This window comes from Macrococcoides bohemicum (assembly GCF_016865215.1).
Lineage (GTDB): Bacteria > Bacillota > Bacilli > Staphylococcales > Staphylococcaceae > Macrococcoides > Macrococcoides bohemicum.
The window spans coordinates 1,951,988-1,971,136 of sequence record NZ_CP054482.1 but is presented as its reverse complement, the minus strand read 5'-3'; the positions used below and the strand labels follow the sequence as shown (position 1 = coordinate 1,971,136).

Genomic DNA, 19,149 nt, shown 5'->3' with positions numbered 1-19,149 from the left:
GGTAAAATGAAATTAACAGGAGGCGATACAATGAGTGAAGTAAAAGGATTTATCGGATCTTATACAAAGCAAGACGGTAAAGGGATTTATAGCTTTACATTGGATACAGAAGAAAAGACAATCAAGACGGTAGAAACAGGATATGAAGTGCCTGGCTCAACATATATTCAACAACATGGTGATAAATTGTATGGTATTAAAAAAGCAGATAGCAATGCAGGTATACAAAGTTATCAAATTAATGGAGATGGGACATTAACAGTGATTAATGACACCTTATCTTCTACAGATTCAGCATGTCATATCTGGATAACACAAGATGGAAAATATTTATTAGAAGCGGTTTACGGACCAGGTGTTGTAAGGTTATATAAATTAGATGAAACAACTGGTGAAGTATTAGAATTGATTGATATTGCACAGCAAGAAGGAACCGGACCGAATAAAGAACGCCAGGATCACGCACATACGCATTATATCCAGGAAACACCAGATGGAAAATATGCAGTCGCTGTTGATTTGGGAACTGATGAAGTAATTACATTTACTTTTGGAAATAATGGATTTAAACGCGTTGAGACTTTAAAAGTTGAGCCAGGAATGGGGCCTAGACATTTAATTTTTAATGAAAACGGCAAATATGCATACTTGTTTACAGAGTTAAGCAATGAAGTTGTTGTAATGAAATATGCAGATGGTAAATTTGAAATGCTAGATAAATTATCTACTATTCCAAGTGACTTTACAGAAAACTCACAAGGAGCAGCGATTCGATTAAGTCATGACGGTAAATATTTATATGCTTCCAACCGTGGACATCAATCTATTGCTGTATTCAAAGTATTAGGTGATGGAGAGAAGATTGAATTAGTTGAAATTGTAGGAACTGGTGGAGACTGGCCACGTGACTTTAATATTGATCCAAGCGATACTTTTCTTGTTTGTGCGCATGAAGCTGATGGTGTGTTGACTTTATTTGAAAGAGATAAAGAAACAGGAAGGTTAACAATGTTAGAAAACGATAAACGTGCACCAGAAGGCGTATGTGTTCAATTTTTATAGAAATAATTCCTACCTCGAATTGAGGTAGGAATTTTTTTGTGAGTAGTGAGGTTTGAAATGGGTAAACCCCCAATTTCGAGAGTGAAACTGATGCTGAAATTGGTAAACCCCCAATTTCGAGAGTGAAACTGATGCTGAAATTGGTAAACCCCCAATTTCGAGAGTGAAACTGATGCTGAAATTGGTAAACCCCCAATTTCGAGAGCCGAACTGTTGCTGAAATTGGTAAATCCCCAATTTCGAGAGTGGAACCAAAGAGGAAATTGGTAAACCCCCAATTTCAGCATCAATTAAAGTTATTAACGATAAAAAGTTAAAGGCCCATTCTTAAATATTTTATGATGTATATTCAAATATGTACGTATCTTTTCGCTACTAATATAATTTTCTGTCCATTTTTTGACCAGACTCACGGTTAATCGCTCCATCGGATAAATTAAATGGATGTCTTCGATTGCTTTTTGTAGATAGTCATTACAATTAACTTCTTTTTTACATGCTGGACACTTAAATTTTCGATTCGAAACTTTTTCGTACTTTGCAACATGACAATGGCATACAACGCCCATACCTAAATCTTCAATACTAATACGTTTTCTAAAATTGAATTTTTCATCTGTATATTGCAAATCTATTAATTTTTTAGCAATATATTCATCATATTTAGCGATAGTAATCTTACTATTCTCTGTAATTATTTTGTAAATATCTTGATACTCTAATATATTGTCATGAACTTGGTAACCATAAACTTTATAATCGGGATTAACAAATGTAGTGTAGTAGTTGAAGGGTAGGTCAATGAGGTTTTGTGTAAGAAGTATTTTAAATAATTTAGGTGTTCTAATTCTTTGTTCGTTTAACTTTTCAATAGGTGTACCATTCAGAAAGTAGAATAGATTGTCTTTATAGCAGACATCACAATACATATTTTTAATTTCAAATATAAATATTTGTCCCTTCATGATTATGAGTGCATCAATTTGAAAGTATTGTTTATTAACATTAAATTGTAAATTATTGAATACTAGTCCGTGCTTGAGATGTTGGTTAACTAAAGCATCGAAACTCCGTTCACCATTTATTCCTTTTATCCGCGTATCAATCTCTTCATTATCTTCATAAGAAAGTTTAGCCCGAATGCTTAGCTGCAGTAAATAGGATAATTCCATATCAAATTTTCTTTCTTTAATAATCATTAAAAATCTCCTTTTAACATTTCAATGATAAAATAATAATAACAAATTAGTATTAAACACATGTAAAATAATTGTAAAAATGGAGTGATGATATGAAAATTGCGATTTATCAAATGGAGATTATTCCAGGTGAACCCAAGAAAAATATTGAAAAAGTTGCAAATTGGTTATCGACACTCGATGATGGAGAAATTGCTGTATTACCAGAGATGTGGAACACCTCATATACTTTGGAGGAGTTAGTGCATATCACATCTGACAATGGGCAACGAGAAATTGAGAAGTTAAGTGAACTTGCAAAGCAATATCAAATAAATATTGTTGGAGGATCAATTGCTGTCAGAGTCGAAGATAAGATTTACAATCGAGCAATTGTTATTAATAAAAAAGGTGAACTTATACATCAATACGATAAATTACACTTAGTACCGATGCTAGATGAACCAAATTATTTAACACAAGGGAATAATATTTCAATTTTTGAAATAGATAATGTAAAGATGGGCGTTATTATTTGTTATGATCTGCGATTCCCTGAAATATCGAGGAAATTAGCTTTAGAAGGAATTGAAGTACTATTTGTTGTAGCAGAGTGGCCGATAGAACGTATCAGTCAATTTGAAAAATTACTGTATGCCAGAGCAATTGAAAACCAAGTTTATGTCATTGCAAGCAACAGTATCGGAAAGTGCAATAATACGGTATTTGGTGGAAAATCGATGGTGATAAATCCATTAGGAGAAGCCACTACAAAAATAATATTAGGGGAAGGGACAATTCAAGCAACTGTTAATATAGAAGAAATTAGAAATATAAGAACTAAAATACCTTTATTAAAAACACGCAGAGCAGATATATATTAGCACTTAATGTAAAAAAATTTCGCTATATATAAAACGTCACAATTTAGACACATTTAAAGTAAATAATTCTACACAGAAATGATTATTTTTAACATATTTAATAGTAAAGTGAATTAATCTGAAAAATATTATAAGAATATATTATTAAATTTAAATTTTATTCATAAATATTTCATAATGATTGGTCTAACAGTTTAATTTCTATATACATGATTAATAAATATAGGGGAATGATTAAAATGTTATTGAAATAAAGTATAATGTAAATATTTTCAAAATAAATAACTTAGAGTTGTACATTTGATATTTTTTTTAAGAATACTGAAAATTATATTAATTTCAATCTTAAGCGATTTAATAAGGGTTTACTTAAGAAAATAAAGTCTATAGAATAAAAGTGTATAATGTGTTCATTGTAGCATTATTGCATTTTTTTATTTTAAAGGAGGATTTTGTATGAAAAAATCAAACAAAAGTAAATTAGATTTCCTTCCTAACAGATTAAATAAATTTTCAATCAGAAAATTTTCATCTGTGGGTACAGCTTCAATTTTAATTGGATCTTTAGTGTTTACAGGAAGCCAGGCAAATGCAGCAACAGATGACACAGCAACGACTGAGGCAGCGACTACAGAAGCAGCGGCATCAGTAGTACCAGTTGAGGACACTGGCAACCATAAAATTGCTGGTCGTATCTTTGACGATCTTTTAGGCGCTAACGGTGAAGCTAACAACAGCTTACGTGATGAAAATGAAAGTTTAGTATTAGCTACTCCTGAAGAGTTAGCAGTTTTCAAAGTTGAATTACGTGATGAAGCTGGTAATATCGTTGCGGAAAAATCTTTAGATGCAACTGGTTACTATGAGTTTACTGGTTTAAAAAATGGTACTTATAATGTAACATTTAAAAATCCATTAACTTGGTCACCAGTTATCGCTAACGTTGATTTTGATGCAAGTGATGACAGAGACTCAGATGGTCCAACAGATGTTCGTGTTGTAATCAACAACAATGATTCATTACATGTAGACCAAGGATATAAAAAAGGTGCAGGACATTCAGTAGATGATTTACCAGGTACTGTTGAGCCTCCAACAACAGAAGCGCCTCCAACAACAGAAGTGCCTCCAACAGAAAAACCTGATACTGGTAAATATTCTTTAGGTGATAAAGTTTGGGAAGATAAATTAGAAGAAGATACTAAAGCTCCAAATAATGTTCAGGATGCTGACGAAAAAGGTATCGAAGGTATTAAAGTAACTTTACATGACTATGCTGGCAACTTTGTAGGTGAAACTTACACTGATGCTAACGGTCAGTACAGATTTGATAACTTACCAAACGGTACTTACCGTGTTGATTTTGATACACCACTTGGCTGGTCACCAGTTATTGCTAACTTAGGAGACGAAGTTATTGATTCAGACGGTCCTGTGGCAGTTTTAGCTGATATCAATGGTAAAAACAATCTGGATGTAGACCAAGGTTATGTAAATAATGGTGGAGGCGGAGTAGTTACTCCAGTTCCAACGCCAGATCCTGGTAAACCAGAGCCAACTCCTGAACCAACGCCAGACCCAGTTATACCTGAAGGTAAATACTCTATCGGAGATAAAGTATGGTGGGATGATCAAGATAAAGAAGGCAACTTAGATAACTTACAAGATCCAAATGAAGCACCCGTTAAAGATTTAAAAGTTACAATTCGTGACGAAGCAGGTAACTTAATCGGTACAACTTATACTGATGCAAATGGTCATTATCAATTTGATAACTTACCAAACGGAACTTATATCGTTAACTTCCACAATCCATTAGATTGGTCACCAGTTATCGCTAACTTAGAAGCTGATTTACATGATGTAATCGATTCAGATGGTCCAACAGATGTACGTGTTGTCATTAATGGTGCGAGTAACTTTGATGTAGACCAAGGTTATGTATTAAAAACTGGTTCTCCAGTTATTGTACCTCCAGGCGGCGGTGGAGAAGTAACACCACCAGTAACACCTCCAGGTGGTGGAGAAGTAACACCTCCAACAAAATTACCATTACCTCCAGAAGTATGTTCCGTTGTTTCTATCGGTGAAGGTACAGCTGGTAACTTATCTATCGGAAACAAAGTATGGTGGGATGCTAACCGTAACAACATGCAAGATGCTGGAGAAAACCCAGTTGTAGGATTACGTGTAACATTACGTGACTACTCTGGTAATACAATTGGTGAAACTTATACTAATGCTTGGGGAGAATATGTGTTCCATGGTTTAGCTGAAGGGACTTACATCGTAAACTTCCACAACCCATTAGACTGGTCGCCAGTTATCGCTAATATCGAAGCAGACTTACATGATGAAGTTGATTCAGATGGTCCAATCGATGTTATCGTAAACTTAAAAGATAAATCTAACGCGGATGTAGACCAAGGTTACTATGGTACTGGCGAAGCTGGACCAAATTGTGATACAGGTATTACGCCTCCTGGCGACAACGGTGGTGGAGACAAAGATCCTGGCACTAAACCTGGCGACAATGGTGGCGGAGACAAAGATCCTGGCACTAAACCTGGCGACAACGGTGGTGGAGACAAAGATCCCGGCACTAAACCTGGCGACAACGGTGGTGGAGATGACAAAACACCAGTAACACCTCCAGCAGATGGTGGCCAAGTACCTGATGTTAAAGATTCTGAGAAAGCTACCGTAACTCCAGATAGAAATAACTTACCTGATACAGGTGAAGCGAACAATGCAGCAATTGCAACAGGTGCAGCAGCAGCATTATTAGCTGGTGGCGCATTAATCGCAGCTTCTCGTAAAAGAAGAGACGAAGAAATTTAATAATTAACCTAAAAAGGAAGATCTCGAATTTGAGGTCTTCCTTTTTTATTACTATATTATTTAAATATTTGTTTGACGTATCTGAATTTTCCTTTGTAAGGAGGGAACATAATTCCGGATTCCAGCTTGGTACTTTTTGTCATATATGCTTTTTGGTGACTGAATAATTCAAATGTATATTTTCCGTGGTAGTGTCCCATACCTGAGTGTCCAACACCGCCAAAAGGCAAATAAGGGTTAGCGACATGCATGATTGTATCATTTACACATCCACCGCCAAATGATACACGTGTGAATACGTCTCTAATAAAATCCTGATCATCGCTAAATATATATAATGCTAATGGTTTTTCATATTGCTGAATTGTTTCAAAAATTTCTTCTTTGTTATTGTAACCGATGATTGGTAAGATAGGCCCGAATATTTCTTCCTGCATCGATAAGTCGTTTAATCTAGCATCAATAAGTGTCGGTGCAATATGTAGTACATCTGCTTTTGATGTGCCTCCGATAAGAATACGTTCATGTGCTTCATCAATCATTGCTGTTAAGCGATTAAAGTGCTGGTCGTTGATAATGTGACCATAGTCTTCACTTTCTAAAGCATTCTTTCCGTAAAATTCATTCAATGTAGATTGCATCGCTTTAAGAAATTTTTCTTTAACTTTATTGTCGATCAATACATAATCAGGTGCAATACAAGTTTGACCGGCATTCATGAATTTACCGAACGCAATGCGTTCAGCCGCCACTTTAATATTAGCAGTATCATCTATAATCGTAGGGCTCTTACCACCGAGTTCTAACGTTACTGGTGTAAGATGTTTGCTTGCTTTTTCATAGACGATTTGTCCTACTTTTGTACTACCTGTAAAGAAGATATAATCAAATCGAACGTCCAGTAAAGCTGATGTCACTTCTTTTTCTCCTTGAATCACTTTTACGTATTCAGGTTCAAAAACTTCCTCCAAAATTTGTTCGATAACAATGCTTGTTTGAGGTGTATGTTCTGAAGGTTTGACAACTACGCAGTTTCCGGCTGCGATAGCACCGATTAATGGTGACATAACGAGTTGGAATGGATAGTTGAATGGTCCGATGATAAGCACAGTACCATAAGGTTCATACATTAAATAACTTTTACCTGGAAATTGCATCATCGGCGTATTGATAGACTTCACCTTGCTCCAGTTTTTGATTTCTTTAATATATGTAGAAAGTTCTTTTAACACGATGCCGATTTCAGTAGCGTACGCTTCAACTTTCCCCTTACCAAGATCGCTGTTTAAAGCGTTGATAATATCGGTTTCATGTGCTTTAATTGCTTTTTTTAACGCTTTTAATTTTTTTCTTCTTATTTTAATCTGCTTTGTTTCATGTGTTGCAAAATAGTCTTTCATCTTTTTGATATCTTCGTGAATATTCATGAAAATTCCTCCATTTAGCATTGTTAAGGTGTATACTAATTAATAAATAAACGATAAAAATTCCGGGGTGAAATAAATGAAATTTGGTCTTATCGGAACAAATTGGATTACTGATCGATTTATCGAAGCTGGTAAAACTGTTCCAGAATTTGAACTACATAGTGTCTATTCCAGAACGATTGAACGTGCGCAAAGTTTTGCGGAAAAATATGATATTCCTAATTTTACAGATAATATGGATAAATTATTGAATGATGAAGCAGTGGATATCATTTATATAGCTACACCAAATATATTACATCATCAACAGGCAATACAAGCAATGAATCATGGGAAACATGTTTTATGCGAAAAACCGATCGCCACAAGTGAAAAAAACTTTAATTTAATGTATCAGGCGATGGAAAATAACGATGTGTTCTTCATGGAAGCGATGAAAAGTATTTACTCACCATCTTTTATCAAACTTCATGAATGGATAAAAGAAATTGGAACAATACGTCGTGCTAACTTCCACTATAATCAATATTCCTCTCGCTATGATAAATATAAGGATGGCATTGTAGAAAATGCTTTTAAACCTGAACTGGGGAATGGGGCATTAATGGACTTAGGCGTTTATACAATCAGTCCTTTAGTTAATTTATTCGGAATGCCTAAGACAATTCAGGCGACTGGCAAACTGTTGTCAACTGGCGCTGATGGGCAAGGTACGATAATTTGTAATCATCATTATATGACATCTGTACTCAGCTATTCAAAAATTATTGATAGCCATCTACCATCTGAGATTATTGGTGAAGAAGGTATTATACTAATAGATAAAATCTCTGCACCAAATAAAGTCCAGAAGTTGAATCGTCATGGAGAAGTTATTGATGAAATAGTGAGTGATGCACCACCTATGTCATATGAAATAGCACATTTTATAGAAGCGATTAAAAATAAAGATTTTAATGCACTCAATTTGGAAACTTCACATCACACGATGAAAGTTATTGATGAAGTAAAAAAACAAATTGGTATTTTAATTAAATAAGTTATTGATTATTCAGAAAATTTAAATTATAATAAAGCCATACCATTTTTTCATTCTTTCAAATATAACAAAAAGAGACGCACCCCGCGTCTCTTTTTGTTATTTAATCAGTTGTTTTAATGCATCATCGCGTTCCATTACGATACGCGCATAAGAACATAACGGTATTATCTTTAAATTATTTTCCTTAGCGTAATCTGTAACTTTTAACACTAGTGCTTTTGCGATGCCCTGACCACGTAACGATGGATCTGTATATGTGTGATCGATTGCGATTGTGTCTTGTCCTGAAGGCTGGAAAGTGATTTCTGCTTCTGGTTGTGCTTCATCACCGATATAAAACTTATTATTACCTTGAATAATTTCCACTACAAACACCTCTTTTAATTATGATAATACATCTGTAAGCTGTGGAACAACTTGTTTCTTACGAGATACAACACCTTCAAGTACAGCTGTGTTTTTATCTAATACGACATTGAATGCTTTTTCAACTGCTGCCTGTTGTTGTCCTAATGCTAACACTTTAGAGTTAGAGTTTAAGATATCAGTAACAACAAGTACAAATAATGCATATCCTTCCTGTGCTGTTTCAGCATTGATTGCATTTTCTAATTCTTCCTGGCGGCTTAATACTTCATCGATATCAACAGTATTCACTTGCGCGACACGAACTTCGTGCTCACCCATAGAGAATGATTTAGCATCGATGTTTAATAATTCTTCAGCTGTCTTATCAGCTGTCTTTGCGCCAGCTTTTAACATATCTAATCCGTAAGATTGAATATCAACGTCAGCAATTGCAGCTAATTCTTCAGCAGCCTTAACGTCTTCATCTGTGCAAGTTGGAGATTTAAATAATAATGAATCTGAAATAATTGCTGATAACATCAATCCTGCGATTTCAGGTTTAATTTCAACACCATGTTCTTTGTACATCTTATTTAAGATTGTTGCAGTACAACCAACTGGTTCTGCACGGTAGTATAAAGGACCTGCTGTTTCAAAGTTAGCAATACGGTGATGATCTACTACCATTAAGATATTCGCATCTTCAATGCCGTCAGCTGATTGCTGAAACTCATTATGGTCAACTAAGATAACATCTTCACCATGTAAACGTTCAATCACACGTGGTGCATTTACGCTGAAGTGTTTTAAAGCGAATTCTGTTTCGCCATTTAAGTCACCTAAACGTACCGCTTCGATGTCTTTTCCTAAAGCTTTTTGTAAATCTTCCATTACTAAAGCTGATGTTACTGTGTCTGTATCTGGATTTTTATGTCCGAAAGTTAAAATTTTCATAATAGTCTCCTTTTAGTATAAGTCTTATCTATTTTATCATGATTAATTAATCTCTTCTACAGTCATGCCTAATACATGCTTGAAGTGTTGTAGTGCATAATGATGCCCTTCTGAATTAAATGAAGCAACCGCTCGTTCATCGACTGACATTTCAAATCCTAAATTATACCCTTCTACTGCTGTATGAAGTACGCAAATATCAGTGCATACCCCAGTAAGTTCGATCTCTTTTATATTTCTTTCGCGTAAAAGTTGTAATAATGGCGTACCACTAAACGCACTGTAACGCATTTTATCAATCCAGAATACATTGTTATCATCTTTATCGCGTAAATAAAGTTCGTGCAACTTACCATAAAGATTTCTACCATCCGTATCTTTAATGTTGTGCGGTGGGAATAATTTCGTTTCAGGATGATAAGTATCGTTTTCAAAATGTAGATCCATCAATACAAAAATCGGCTTATTGTTATCTTTATAGTCATTCCATTTTTTAACCATCGTATCTTCCAGCGCAATTGCAGGTTCTCCACACGTCAGTTTACCATCAAGCGCTACAAAGTCATTGGAATAATCAATAATTAATAAAGCTTCACTCATCGTCAGCGCTCCTTTATATATATTATCAAAATTTAGAGTATACAGCTGATTAAAACAGGGTATAATCTTAATTACATTATAAATGATTTGAAGGTGTTATAAATGAAAAAGATTAATATTAAAGATTTTGGTGCAAAGGGTCGCCATGTTCTTTTTGATACGATTGGCTTACAGCGTGTACTTAATCATGCAAAAAAAGAGCCTGTAGAAGTTTATGTTCCAGAAGGGACATATTACATCGGTAAAGAATTAGTGATTTATGCACACACTTATTTACATTTGCATCCTGATGCTGTTTTGCGCCGAATGAGTCCTTTTGCAATGCTTAAAAATGGTAGGAAAAGTGAAGGATATAAAGGGTACGATGGTAATGGTTATATTAAGATTGAAGGTGGAACGTTTGATCAATATGGTCATGTCCTAAATTTCAATAATAGTATCATGTCGCTCGGTCATGCGCGTGAAATTGAAATTAAAGATGTAACATTTAAAAATGTTGTACAAGGGCATGCGATAGATGCATGTGGTATCGATGGTTTTAAAGTATCAGGATGTAAGTTTCTCGGGTTTCGTGATGATAGTGGAGAACGTGCTTTTAGTGAAGCCATTCAACTGGACTTACAGCTGAAAGATTCATTTCCTAAGTTCGGTGAATATGATGGCACAGTGACGAAGAATGTCATCATTGAAAACTGTTATTTCGGTAATTCTAATGAACCGATGATGAAACCATGGAACAGAGCGATAGGTAGTCATGCCAGCACGTATGAAATTTATTATGAGAATATAACTGTAAAAAATAATACTTTTGACAAAATGGGAGATTATGCACTTACTTTCCTAAAATCAAAAGTATTGCATGTATATGATAATACCTTTAATGACTGTAACGGAGGTATACGTTATTTAGCAACGAAGAAGGGGAAATATTCACTTGATCTATACGGGAACGACCACGGTGCTCAAGCAGGGGAAATGACTGTTATACGTAACAATCATTTTCACTCTATCAATGATAAATACGCAATATTATTTCTGAGTTACGATGGTAAGAAGAATAAAGATATCTATATCATCGATAATGAATTCAGCGAAGATAATATGTGTACTATTAAAATAGGTGCAGCGAAAAATGTTGTCTGTATGCAAAATAAAAACTTAAAGCAGATTAAAAAAGTAGAAGTAGATGATTTTTATGCAGAAACGATAGCTAAAGATGAATCTGTTGGTGAATTATAAAAGCAACGTGTCCTAATGAAACGGACACGCTGCTTTTTTCATTTTATAATAAAAATTCGTTTCGTGATACGTATTGTCGTAGCCTTTGTGCCAGTTATGAACAAGGGAAGGAGATATCGGAGGAATAAGCCATGTCCAGTCTCCAGTTACTTTTCTATTATTTGCCGCTTCATTCTCTTCAAATTTTAAAAATTGTCTGCTGGCATTGTAATGATCAACGATGGAATAGCCTTGCTGTTTAAATGAATGATAAACTGCATAGTTTAATTCAACGACGACTTTATCGCGCCAGTAACTCGTAGTTCTGCTTGTATCTAAATCCATACTGCGGGCAATAGGTTCCAGTAAGTTAAAACGATAATCATCTAGAAAATTACGACTTGCAATCTCACTTTCCATATACCAGCCATTAAAAGGGCAAAGTGGATAAGTAATACCACCGATAGATAAATCCATGCCAGATATAATCGGTACAGCATACCAATGAAGATTTAAGGCATTAAACTTTGGAAAGTCAGGATGTCCAATACGTACTTCTTTTATAAGGTCATGATGAATATCATATGTTTTGTATTGATTATCATAACGATAGAGTAACGGTAAAAATTTTCCGAAAGATTTGTAACCGGTATGTTCAATTAATTTTTTCGTATCACTAACGATGGGATCATCAGCATATCGAATAAGCTGATCGTTTAGCAGTTCGAAATTTATTTTAGATTGCTGATTAAAGATTGTGATGGTCGGAATAATTTTCCCGTTATTTGTTGCACGCACGATATGTGTTTCAAGTGCTGTGAGATAGTCTTTTTCATCTGCTACATGACGCATATCAACGACATTTAACTTATCCCATATAAGACGACCGATACAGCGATTACTATTGCGCCAGGCAAGACGTGCACCGTATGTCAATTCTTCTGTTGTATGTATGTAAGAGCCGGTACGCTCGATTTCTTGTTGAATTGACAGTAATCTTTCGTTGGTTGCATCTCCATCAATGTTTAATTCATTGCCCATCTGTTTTATAAATAATTTAGCTTTTTCGAATAACAATTGTGTCACCTCACTTTATTTATTCTGATTATTTCTATTCTACAATAAAAAAAGCCCGATTTGAGCTTTTTGATTAATCTGTTTGTAGTTGTTGTCGCTTTTTATAATCGTAAAATGTAGCACAGCTTATTGCGAGTAATATAAAAGCGATATAACTAAAAAATTGTGTGTTATGAGATATCTGTATAACAAGTCCGCCTATTATCGGACCTAATATACTACCGATACTGAATATGAGACCGCACATTAAATTCCCAGCAGGTAACAAATATTTCGGAGTGATTTCGGTCATAAATGTTACTCCTAAAGAATACATTGAGCCGACAAAGATACCGGTAATAAAAAAGAGTCCGACTAACACATAGCCAGAGTGACTGAAGATCTGGCACATCATAAATAACATTGCACCGATAAAAGTCACAATAGTAAGTAAGATATTACGATTCATATTATCAGAAATCATACCAAGCGGCACCTGGAAAATGATCGCACCTAAACTAAACGCAGGTAAGATAATTATAATCAAATTAACAGGAATATCCTGCTTCATCGCATAAACAGGAAAGTTGCTGTTGAGACATGCTTCCAATATACCGTACATCATCGGAAATAAGAATGCAACCCAGCTCGTCTTCATTACTTTACCAAAGTTGATAGTTGTTGATTTAAACGATATTTTTGAATGATTATCTTCAGGAAATTCATTTTTTAGCATAAATACAAGGGCACTCGCTGTAAGTGTGAATACTGCACTTAATAGAAATGGAAGGCTTGTATGTACTTCGTATAATTTAGCGAGCAATGGCCCTGCCATAAAGCCGAGTGAGAAGCTTAAGCCATAAAAAGAGATGATACGGCCGAGTTTATGCTTTGGTGTTGTTTCAGTAAGCCAAGATTGTGTAGCAAAGTGGAGCATATTATCGCCGACACCAACAAGCAGTCGTAATATAAACCAGAATGTCATTGCTTTATACACTGGAAAAAGTGACATCGATATTACAATGATGATTGCGCCAATGACGACAAGATTTTTGTAACCTACTTTTCTTAGCAGGCCTTCTAAAAATAATGACGCTAAAAAAACACCAATATATAAAGATGATGCATGTAATCCGTTGATAAAACTAGGCACATCATCACGTTCAAAGATGATGGCGATAAGGGGTAATAACATACCTTGAGTTAAACCGGAAATAGATACAATGATAGTGAGTATAATGAAATTTTTCTTAAACATAACGGCCTCCTTATTTTTGATTGTATCAGAATGCGTTGGCAATGCCTAAATGTAAGCGGTATGTTAATATGAATTTAATATATCAGTTCAAAGTGTAAAGCAAAACATTAATAGATAATTATAAACTTGTTGAGGAGATGAAGCAATGTACAATTATGCTGACGATAGTCTAATGCTACATACAGATTTATATCAGATTAATATGGGTGAGACTTACTGGAATGATGGTATCCACGAGCAAACAGCAGTCTTTGATGTCTATTTCAGAAGTATGCCATTCGATGGTGGTTATGCTGTATTCGCAGGTCTTGAACGTGTAATCAATTATGTTAAAGGATTCAAATTTTCTGAAACGGATATGGAATATTTAAAGTCTTTAGGATATCAGGATGATTATCTCGCTTATTTAAAAGATTTAAGATTTACAGGTAATATCCGTTCGATGCAGGAAGGGGAAATCTGCTTTAATAACGAACCGTTATTACGTATAGAGGCACCATTAATTCAAGCGCAGTTACTGGAAACAGCAATATTAAATATCGTGAACTTCCAGGTGCTTATTGCAACGAAAGCAAGTCGTATTAAACAAGTTGTTGGTGATGAAATTGTAATGGAATTCGGAACACGACGCGCCCAGGAAATGGATGCTGCAATTTGGGGTACACGTGCAGCATATATTGCTGGATTTGATTCAACAAGTAACGTTCGTGCAGGTAAGTTATTCAGCATTCCAGTGTCAGGGACGCATGCGCATGCGATGGTACAAGCGTATGATGATGAATATATTGCGTTTAAAAAATATGCAGAACGTCATAAAAACTGTGTCTTCCTTGTAGATACTTTTCATACGTTAAAGTCTGGTGTACCGAACGCGATTCGTGTAGCACAAGAATTAGGTGATAAGATTAATTTTGTCGGCATCCGTTTAGATTCCGGAGATTTAGCATACTTATCAAAAGAAGCACGTCGTATGTTAGATGAAGCGGGATTCCCAGATGCAAAAATATTTGCCTCAAATGACTTAGATGAAGAAACAATTACTAATTTGAAGTTACAAGGTGCAAAGATAACTGCCTGGGGTATTGGTACAAAATTAATTACAGCGTTTGATCAACCCGCATTAGGTGCTGTATATAAACTTGTAGCAATAGAAAATAAAGCGGGGCAATTAGAAGATCGTATTAAAATATCAAATAATGCTGAAAAAGTAACGACACCGGGTAAAAAGAATGTATATCGTATTATAAATAATCAGACAAAAAAATCAGAAGGTGATTATATCACTTTAGATTTTGAAGACCCATCTAAAGAAAAGCCGTTAAAGATGTTCCATCCGATTCATACGTATAAACAGAAATGGATCAATGATTTTACAGCAAAAGATCTCCATGAGGACATATTTGTTGATGGAAAGTTAGTATACGAAGTACCTACTTTAGAACAGTCACGTGCATATTTAAAAGCGAATCTGGCATTGTTATGGGAAGAAACAACGCGCTATTTAAATCCTGAAGAATATCCTGTAGATTTAAGTACGCTATGCTGGGAAAAGAAAAATCAGGAAATTTATGAAGTATCTAAAAAAGTGAAAGAAGTGAAGTAAATGACATTACAGCAAGATATTATAAAGTCACTTTATGTTCAGCCAGAGATTAATCCCGAAGAGACTTATAGAGCTATCGTAGACTTCATAAAAGACTACGTTAAACAAAATCCATTTATCAAATCTCTAGTACTAGGTATTTCAGGAGGACAAGACTCTACTTTAGCGGGCAAACTATCACAAATTGCAGCCACTGAATTACAAAGTGAGGGATTAGATGTGAAGTTTGTTGCTGTTCGACTACCTTATGGTGTGCAAAAAGATGAACAAGATTGTCAGGACGCGCTTGACTATATCAATCCGGATAAAATTTATACAATAAATATTAAAGATGCAGTTGATGCGAGTATTGCGACATTAAATGCCCAAGGAGTTACTTTAACGGATTTTCAAAAAGGAAATGAAAAAGCACGTGAGCGTATGAAAGCACAATATTCTATCGCAGCAGTTCATAGTGGTATAGTTATCGGAACAGATCATGCGGCAGAAAGTATTACAGGGTTCTACACGAAATTTGGAGATGGCGGAGCCGACATATTCCCCCTTGCCGGCTTAAATAAGCGTCAAGGTAAATCTATCCTGAAGTATTTAGGTTGTCCGGTTCATCTATATGAAAAAGTTCCGACAGCTGACCTGGAAGAAGATAAACCACAATTGCCTGACGAAGTCGCACTCGGTGTGACTTATGAAGCAATCGATGACTACCTTGAAGGTAAGACAGTAGATGCTGAGTCTCGAGAAAAGATAGAAAGTCATTATATAAAAACTCAGCATAAGCGTATGCTTCCGATCACACGTTATTCAATCGAGGAACTCATAAAATAAATTACCATTGCAAACCCTTATCTTCAGTAGTAGAATTTAAGAATGATTTTTTATAGGGGGGATTACAGTGCCGGCAATAGATAACCCATGGATTACCGTGCTATTAATATTTGTTATCAATATTTTTTATGTATCGTTCTTAACGATGCGTATGATTCTGACACTTAAAGGTTATAGATATCTCGCAGCCTTTGTTTCAGTATTAGAAGTACTTGTCTATATCGTAGGATTAGGTATGGTAATGAATGGTCTAGATAAGATAGAAAACATCATCGCTTATGCACTAGGATTTGGTGCAGGGATTATTGTAGGGATGAAGATTGAAGAAATGATTGCATTAGGCTATATCGTTATCAATGTGACGACTGCGGAATATGATAAGGAAATTCCGAAAACTTTGCGTGACCTAGGTTACGGTGTAACGCACTATGCAGCACATGGCCGTGATGGTGATCGTCTTGTAATGCAAATTTTAACCCCACGTCGTTTTGAACTTAAATTAATGGACACAGTGAAGCAGCTTGATCCGAAAGCATTTATCATTGCATATGAGCCTAAGAATATTCATGGTGGATTCTGGGTTAAAGGTGTGCGCAGTAAAAAGTTAAAGGCGTATGATACAGATGAAGTTTGAAGTTAAAGACAATGAAACAATTACACAATGTTTAGAACGCATGAAGCAAGCAGGTTATGCACCAGTAAAAAGATTTCAAAAGCCAATTTTTCGTGAAAATGAAAAAGGTGAAATAGAAGTGTATAAAGAACAGATTATTTTTACTGGTAAAAAGATTCAATAATGAAAATCGGTCCGTTCAGGGCCGTTTTTTTTAATGAGAATTTTATCTCATCGAAATATCTGTTAAAATAGAAGGTGTAGCATAAAATACACGAACTTTATAAATGAATAAATAAAAAATGTACGGAATTTTAAAAGTTTGTTATACTGATTAAGATAAAACATTTACGGAGGAATCTATTCATGATTGAACGTTATTCAAGAGAAGAGATGTCGAACATCTGGACGGAACAAAACAGATTTGAGGCTTGGTTAGAAGTTGAGATACTTGCAAGTGAAGCATGGGCAGAATTAGGATATATCCCTAAAGAAGATGTGAAGTTAATCCGTCAGAATGCTCGTGTTGATGTTGAACGCGCAAAAGAAATTGAGATGGAAACACGTCATGACGTTGTTGCTTTTACACGTCAAGTATCCGAAACATTAGGAGAAGAGAAGAAATGGGTGCACTACGGTTTAACGAGTACAGATGTAGTGGATACAGCGTTAAGCTATGTGATTAAACAAGCGAATGACATTATCGAGAAAGATCTTGAAAGGTTCATCGAAGTATTAAAACAAAAAGCATTAAAGCATAAAACAACACTCATGATGGGTAGAACGCACGGTGTACATGCTGAACCGACAACGTTCGGTTTAAAGATGGCATTATGGTATATGGAAATGCAGCGTAACTTAAAGCGTTTTAAAGAAGTGCGTAAAGAAATCGAAGTAGGTAAGATGAGTGGTGCAGTAGGTACGTTTGCTAACATCCCACCTGAAATTGAAAGCTATGTTTGTGAGAAATTAGGATTAGGATATGCTGAAATCTCTACACAGACATTACAACGTGACCGTCACGCTTACTACATTGCAACATTAAGCTTAATTGCTACATCAATTGAGAAGTTTGCAGTAGAAGTACGTGGTCTCCAAAAGACTGAAACACGTGAAGTTGAAGAAGCATTTGCTAAAGGTCAAAAAGGATCTTCTGCAATGCCGCATAAGCGTAATCCAATCGGTTCAGAGAATGTTACAGGTATCGCACGTGTTATTCGTGGCTACTTAACAACAGCTTATGAAAACGTACCATTATGGCATGAACGTGATATTTCACATTCATCTGCTGAACGTATTATGTTACCAGACGTAACAATTGCGTTAGATTACATGTTAAATCGTTTCACAAATATCATCGATAACTTAACAGTTTACGAAGAAAATATGAAAGCGAACATGGAAAAAACATTCGGCTTAATATACTCACAACGTGTAATGCTTACGTTAATCGATAAAGGTATGGTACGTGAAGAGGCGTATGATACAGTTCAACCGATAGCGATGGAATCATGGGCAACGAAGACACCATTCCGTGAGTTAGTTGAACAGGATAGCAAGATTACTGACTTATTATCAAAAGAAGAATTAGATGAATGCTTCAACGAAAACCATCATTTAAATCAAATTGATACATTATTCCGCCGTGCTGGATTAGAATAGTATTTATGAAAGAATCTCTTCGGAGATTTTTTTTTGTCTTTTTAAACTTTTTTAACAATATTAAATTAAAAAGTAATTTACATTTTTTTAAAATTTGAATAAAATTATATTATACGAATTTTGTTAAATGATATAGAGTAATACTGTATTGCTGTACTTTAACAATGTAATACATTAAAATATAAGTACTAAAGTTTAAGGGGTGTTGATATTGCAAATCGAGAAAATTAAGGGGAAACAACTAGATGAATTGTTCGATGCAATTCTAACGCTGGAATCTCGTGAAGAATGTTATCAGTTTTTTGATGATCTTTGCACAGTGAATGAAATTCAGTCTTTATCACAACGTCTACTTGTTGCTAAGATGATTAAACAAGGATTTACATACGCTGCAATTGAAAAAGAATCAGGTGCATCAACTGCTACTATCTCAAGAGTGAAACGCTCTTTACAATGGGGAAACGATGCCTATACGATGGTTTTAGACAGAATGAATATCGAAACAAAATCTTAATTTCCAAGTACTGGGTCATATTTGATTCAGTATTTTTTTTGGCATATAATAGTAAATGAAATGA

General features: G+C 35.0%; 18 protein-coding genes. 11 read left to right on the top strand and 7 right to left on the bottom strand.

The features are described 5' to 3' along the window. Window positions 1-30 precede the first annotated feature (30 nt). Window positions 31-1,062: a 6-phosphogluconolactonase gene (gene pglS, locus HT586_RS10335; protein WP_096075882.1), complete on the top strand. Its 1,032-nt coding sequence runs from the start codon at window positions 31-33 to the stop codon at window positions 1,060-1,062. A gap of 299 nt (window positions 1,063-1,361) precedes the next feature. Here pglS and HT586_RS10330 read toward each other — a convergent pair whose 3' ends face one another. Further along, on the bottom strand, window positions 1,362-2,261 hold the full coding sequence (locus HT586_RS10330) for a nuclease-related domain-containing protein (protein WP_203545745.1): 900 nt from the start codon (window positions 2,259-2,261) through the stop codon (window positions 1,362-1,364). 92 nt (window positions 2,262-2,353) lie between these two features. On the opposite strand from HT586_RS10330, the gene HT586_RS10325 reads away from it, so the two are divergent. After that, window positions 2,354-3,124, top strand: coding sequence for a carbon-nitrogen family hydrolase (locus HT586_RS10325; RefSeq protein WP_133354862.1), 771 nt, complete (start codon window positions 2,354-2,356; stop codon window positions 3,122-3,124). Between the two features lie 456 nt (window positions 3,125-3,580). Next, the gene (locus HT586_RS10320) at window positions 3,581-5,965 is read left to right on the top strand and encodes an SdrD B-like domain-containing protein (RefSeq protein WP_203545744.1); all 2,385 of its coding nucleotides are present in this window, start codon (window positions 3,581-3,583) and stop codon (window positions 5,963-5,965) included. Window positions 5,966-6,021: 56 nt separating this feature from the next. On the opposite strand, the gene HT586_RS10315 is transcribed toward HT586_RS10320, so the two are convergent. Further along, entirely contained in the window at window positions 6,022-7,392 is a 1,371-nt protein-coding gene (locus HT586_RS10315) for an aldehyde dehydrogenase (protein WP_203545743.1), read from the bottom strand. A 76-nt stretch (window positions 7,393-7,468) separates the two neighbouring features. On the opposite strand from HT586_RS10315, the gene HT586_RS10310 reads away from it, so the two are divergent. After that, a complete protein-coding gene (locus HT586_RS10310; RefSeq protein WP_203545742.1) occupies window positions 7,469-8,431 on the top strand; it encodes a Gfo/Idh/MocA family protein in 963 nt (320 codons plus the stop codon). 99 nt (window positions 8,432-8,530) lie between these two features. Here the strand turns inward: HT586_RS10310 and HT586_RS10305 are convergent, their stop codons facing one another. From HT586_RS10305 to HT586_RS10295, 3 genes are read right to left on the bottom strand one after another with little or no spacing between them, the layout of a single operon-like run. Beyond that, window positions 8,531-8,800, bottom strand: a complete 270-nt coding sequence (locus HT586_RS10305) for a GNAT family N-acetyltransferase (protein ID WP_133354870.1) — start codon at window positions 8,798-8,800, stop codon at window positions 8,531-8,533. Between the two features lie 18 nt (window positions 8,801-8,818). Further along, window positions 8,819-9,739 (bottom strand): manganese-dependent inorganic pyrophosphatase, encoded by a 921-nt coding sequence (locus HT586_RS10300; RefSeq protein WP_203546573.1) that lies wholly within the window; start codon window positions 9,737-9,739, stop codon window positions 8,819-8,821. Between the two features lie 39 nt (window positions 9,740-9,778). Further along, the gene (locus tag HT586_RS10295) at window positions 9,779-10,336 is read right to left on the bottom strand and encodes a cysteine hydrolase family protein (protein WP_203545741.1); all 558 of its coding nucleotides are present in this window, start codon (window positions 10,334-10,336) and stop codon (window positions 9,779-9,781) included. A 102-nt stretch (window positions 10,337-10,438) separates the two neighbouring features. Between HT586_RS10295 and HT586_RS10290 the strand changes: the two genes are divergently transcribed. Beyond that, window positions 10,439-11,575 carry a glycosyl hydrolase family 28-related protein gene (locus tag HT586_RS10290; protein WP_203545740.1) on the top strand — a complete coding sequence of 379 codons (1,137 nt, stop codon included), beginning with the start codon at window positions 10,439-10,441 and terminating at the stop codon, window positions 11,573-11,575. Between the two features lie 12 nt (window positions 11,576-11,587). Here the strand turns inward: HT586_RS10290 and HT586_RS10285 are convergent, their stop codons facing one another. Then, window positions 11,588-12,631, bottom strand: a complete 1,044-nt coding sequence (locus HT586_RS10285; RefSeq protein ID WP_203545739.1) for a nitric oxide synthase oxygenase — start codon at window positions 12,629-12,631, stop codon at window positions 11,588-11,590. Window positions 12,632-12,704: 73 nt separating this feature from the next. After that, window positions 12,705-13,868 carry an MFS transporter gene (locus tag HT586_RS10280; RefSeq protein ID WP_111746332.1) on the bottom strand — a complete coding sequence of 388 codons (1,164 nt, stop codon included), beginning with the start codon at window positions 13,866-13,868 and terminating at the stop codon, window positions 12,705-12,707. 145 nt (window positions 13,869-14,013) lie between these two features. Between HT586_RS10280 and HT586_RS10275 the strand changes: the two genes are divergently transcribed. The 6 genes from HT586_RS10275 (at window position 14,014) to HT586_RS10250 (ending at window position 19,085) form a co-directional block, all read left to right on the top strand. Continuing rightward, window positions 14,014-15,471, top strand: a complete 1,458-nt coding sequence (locus HT586_RS10275) for a nicotinate phosphoribosyltransferase (RefSeq protein WP_203545738.1) — start codon at window positions 14,014-14,016, stop codon at window positions 15,469-15,471. After that, on the top strand, window positions 15,472-16,296 hold the full coding sequence (gene nadE, locus HT586_RS10270; RefSeq protein ID WP_203545737.1) for an NAD(+) synthase: 825 nt from the start codon (window positions 15,472-15,474) through the stop codon (window positions 16,294-16,296). A 67-nt stretch (window positions 16,297-16,363) separates the two neighbouring features. After that, window positions 16,364-16,930, top strand: coding sequence for a DUF2179 domain-containing protein (locus HT586_RS10265; RefSeq protein WP_096075896.1), 567 nt, complete (start codon window positions 16,364-16,366; stop codon window positions 16,928-16,930). Continuing rightward, complete coding sequence (locus HT586_RS10260) at window positions 16,920-17,093, top strand: NETI motif-containing protein (RefSeq protein WP_099483455.1); 174 nt, start codon at window positions 16,920-16,922, stop codon at window positions 17,091-17,093. Before HT586_RS10265 ends, HT586_RS10260 begins: the two co-directional genes overlap by 11 nt. A 182-nt stretch (window positions 17,094-17,275) precedes the next feature. Continuing rightward, window positions 17,276-18,571, top strand: a complete 1,296-nt coding sequence (gene purB / locus HT586_RS10255; protein WP_203545736.1) for an adenylosuccinate lyase — start codon at window positions 17,276-17,278, stop codon at window positions 18,569-18,571. A gap of 211 nt (window positions 18,572-18,782) precedes the next feature. Next, window positions 18,783-19,085 (top strand): YerC/YecD family TrpR-related protein, encoded by a 303-nt coding sequence (locus tag HT586_RS10250; RefSeq protein WP_096075899.1) that lies wholly within the window; start codon window positions 18,783-18,785, stop codon window positions 19,083-19,085. Window positions 19,086-19,149: the final 64 nt, after the last annotated feature.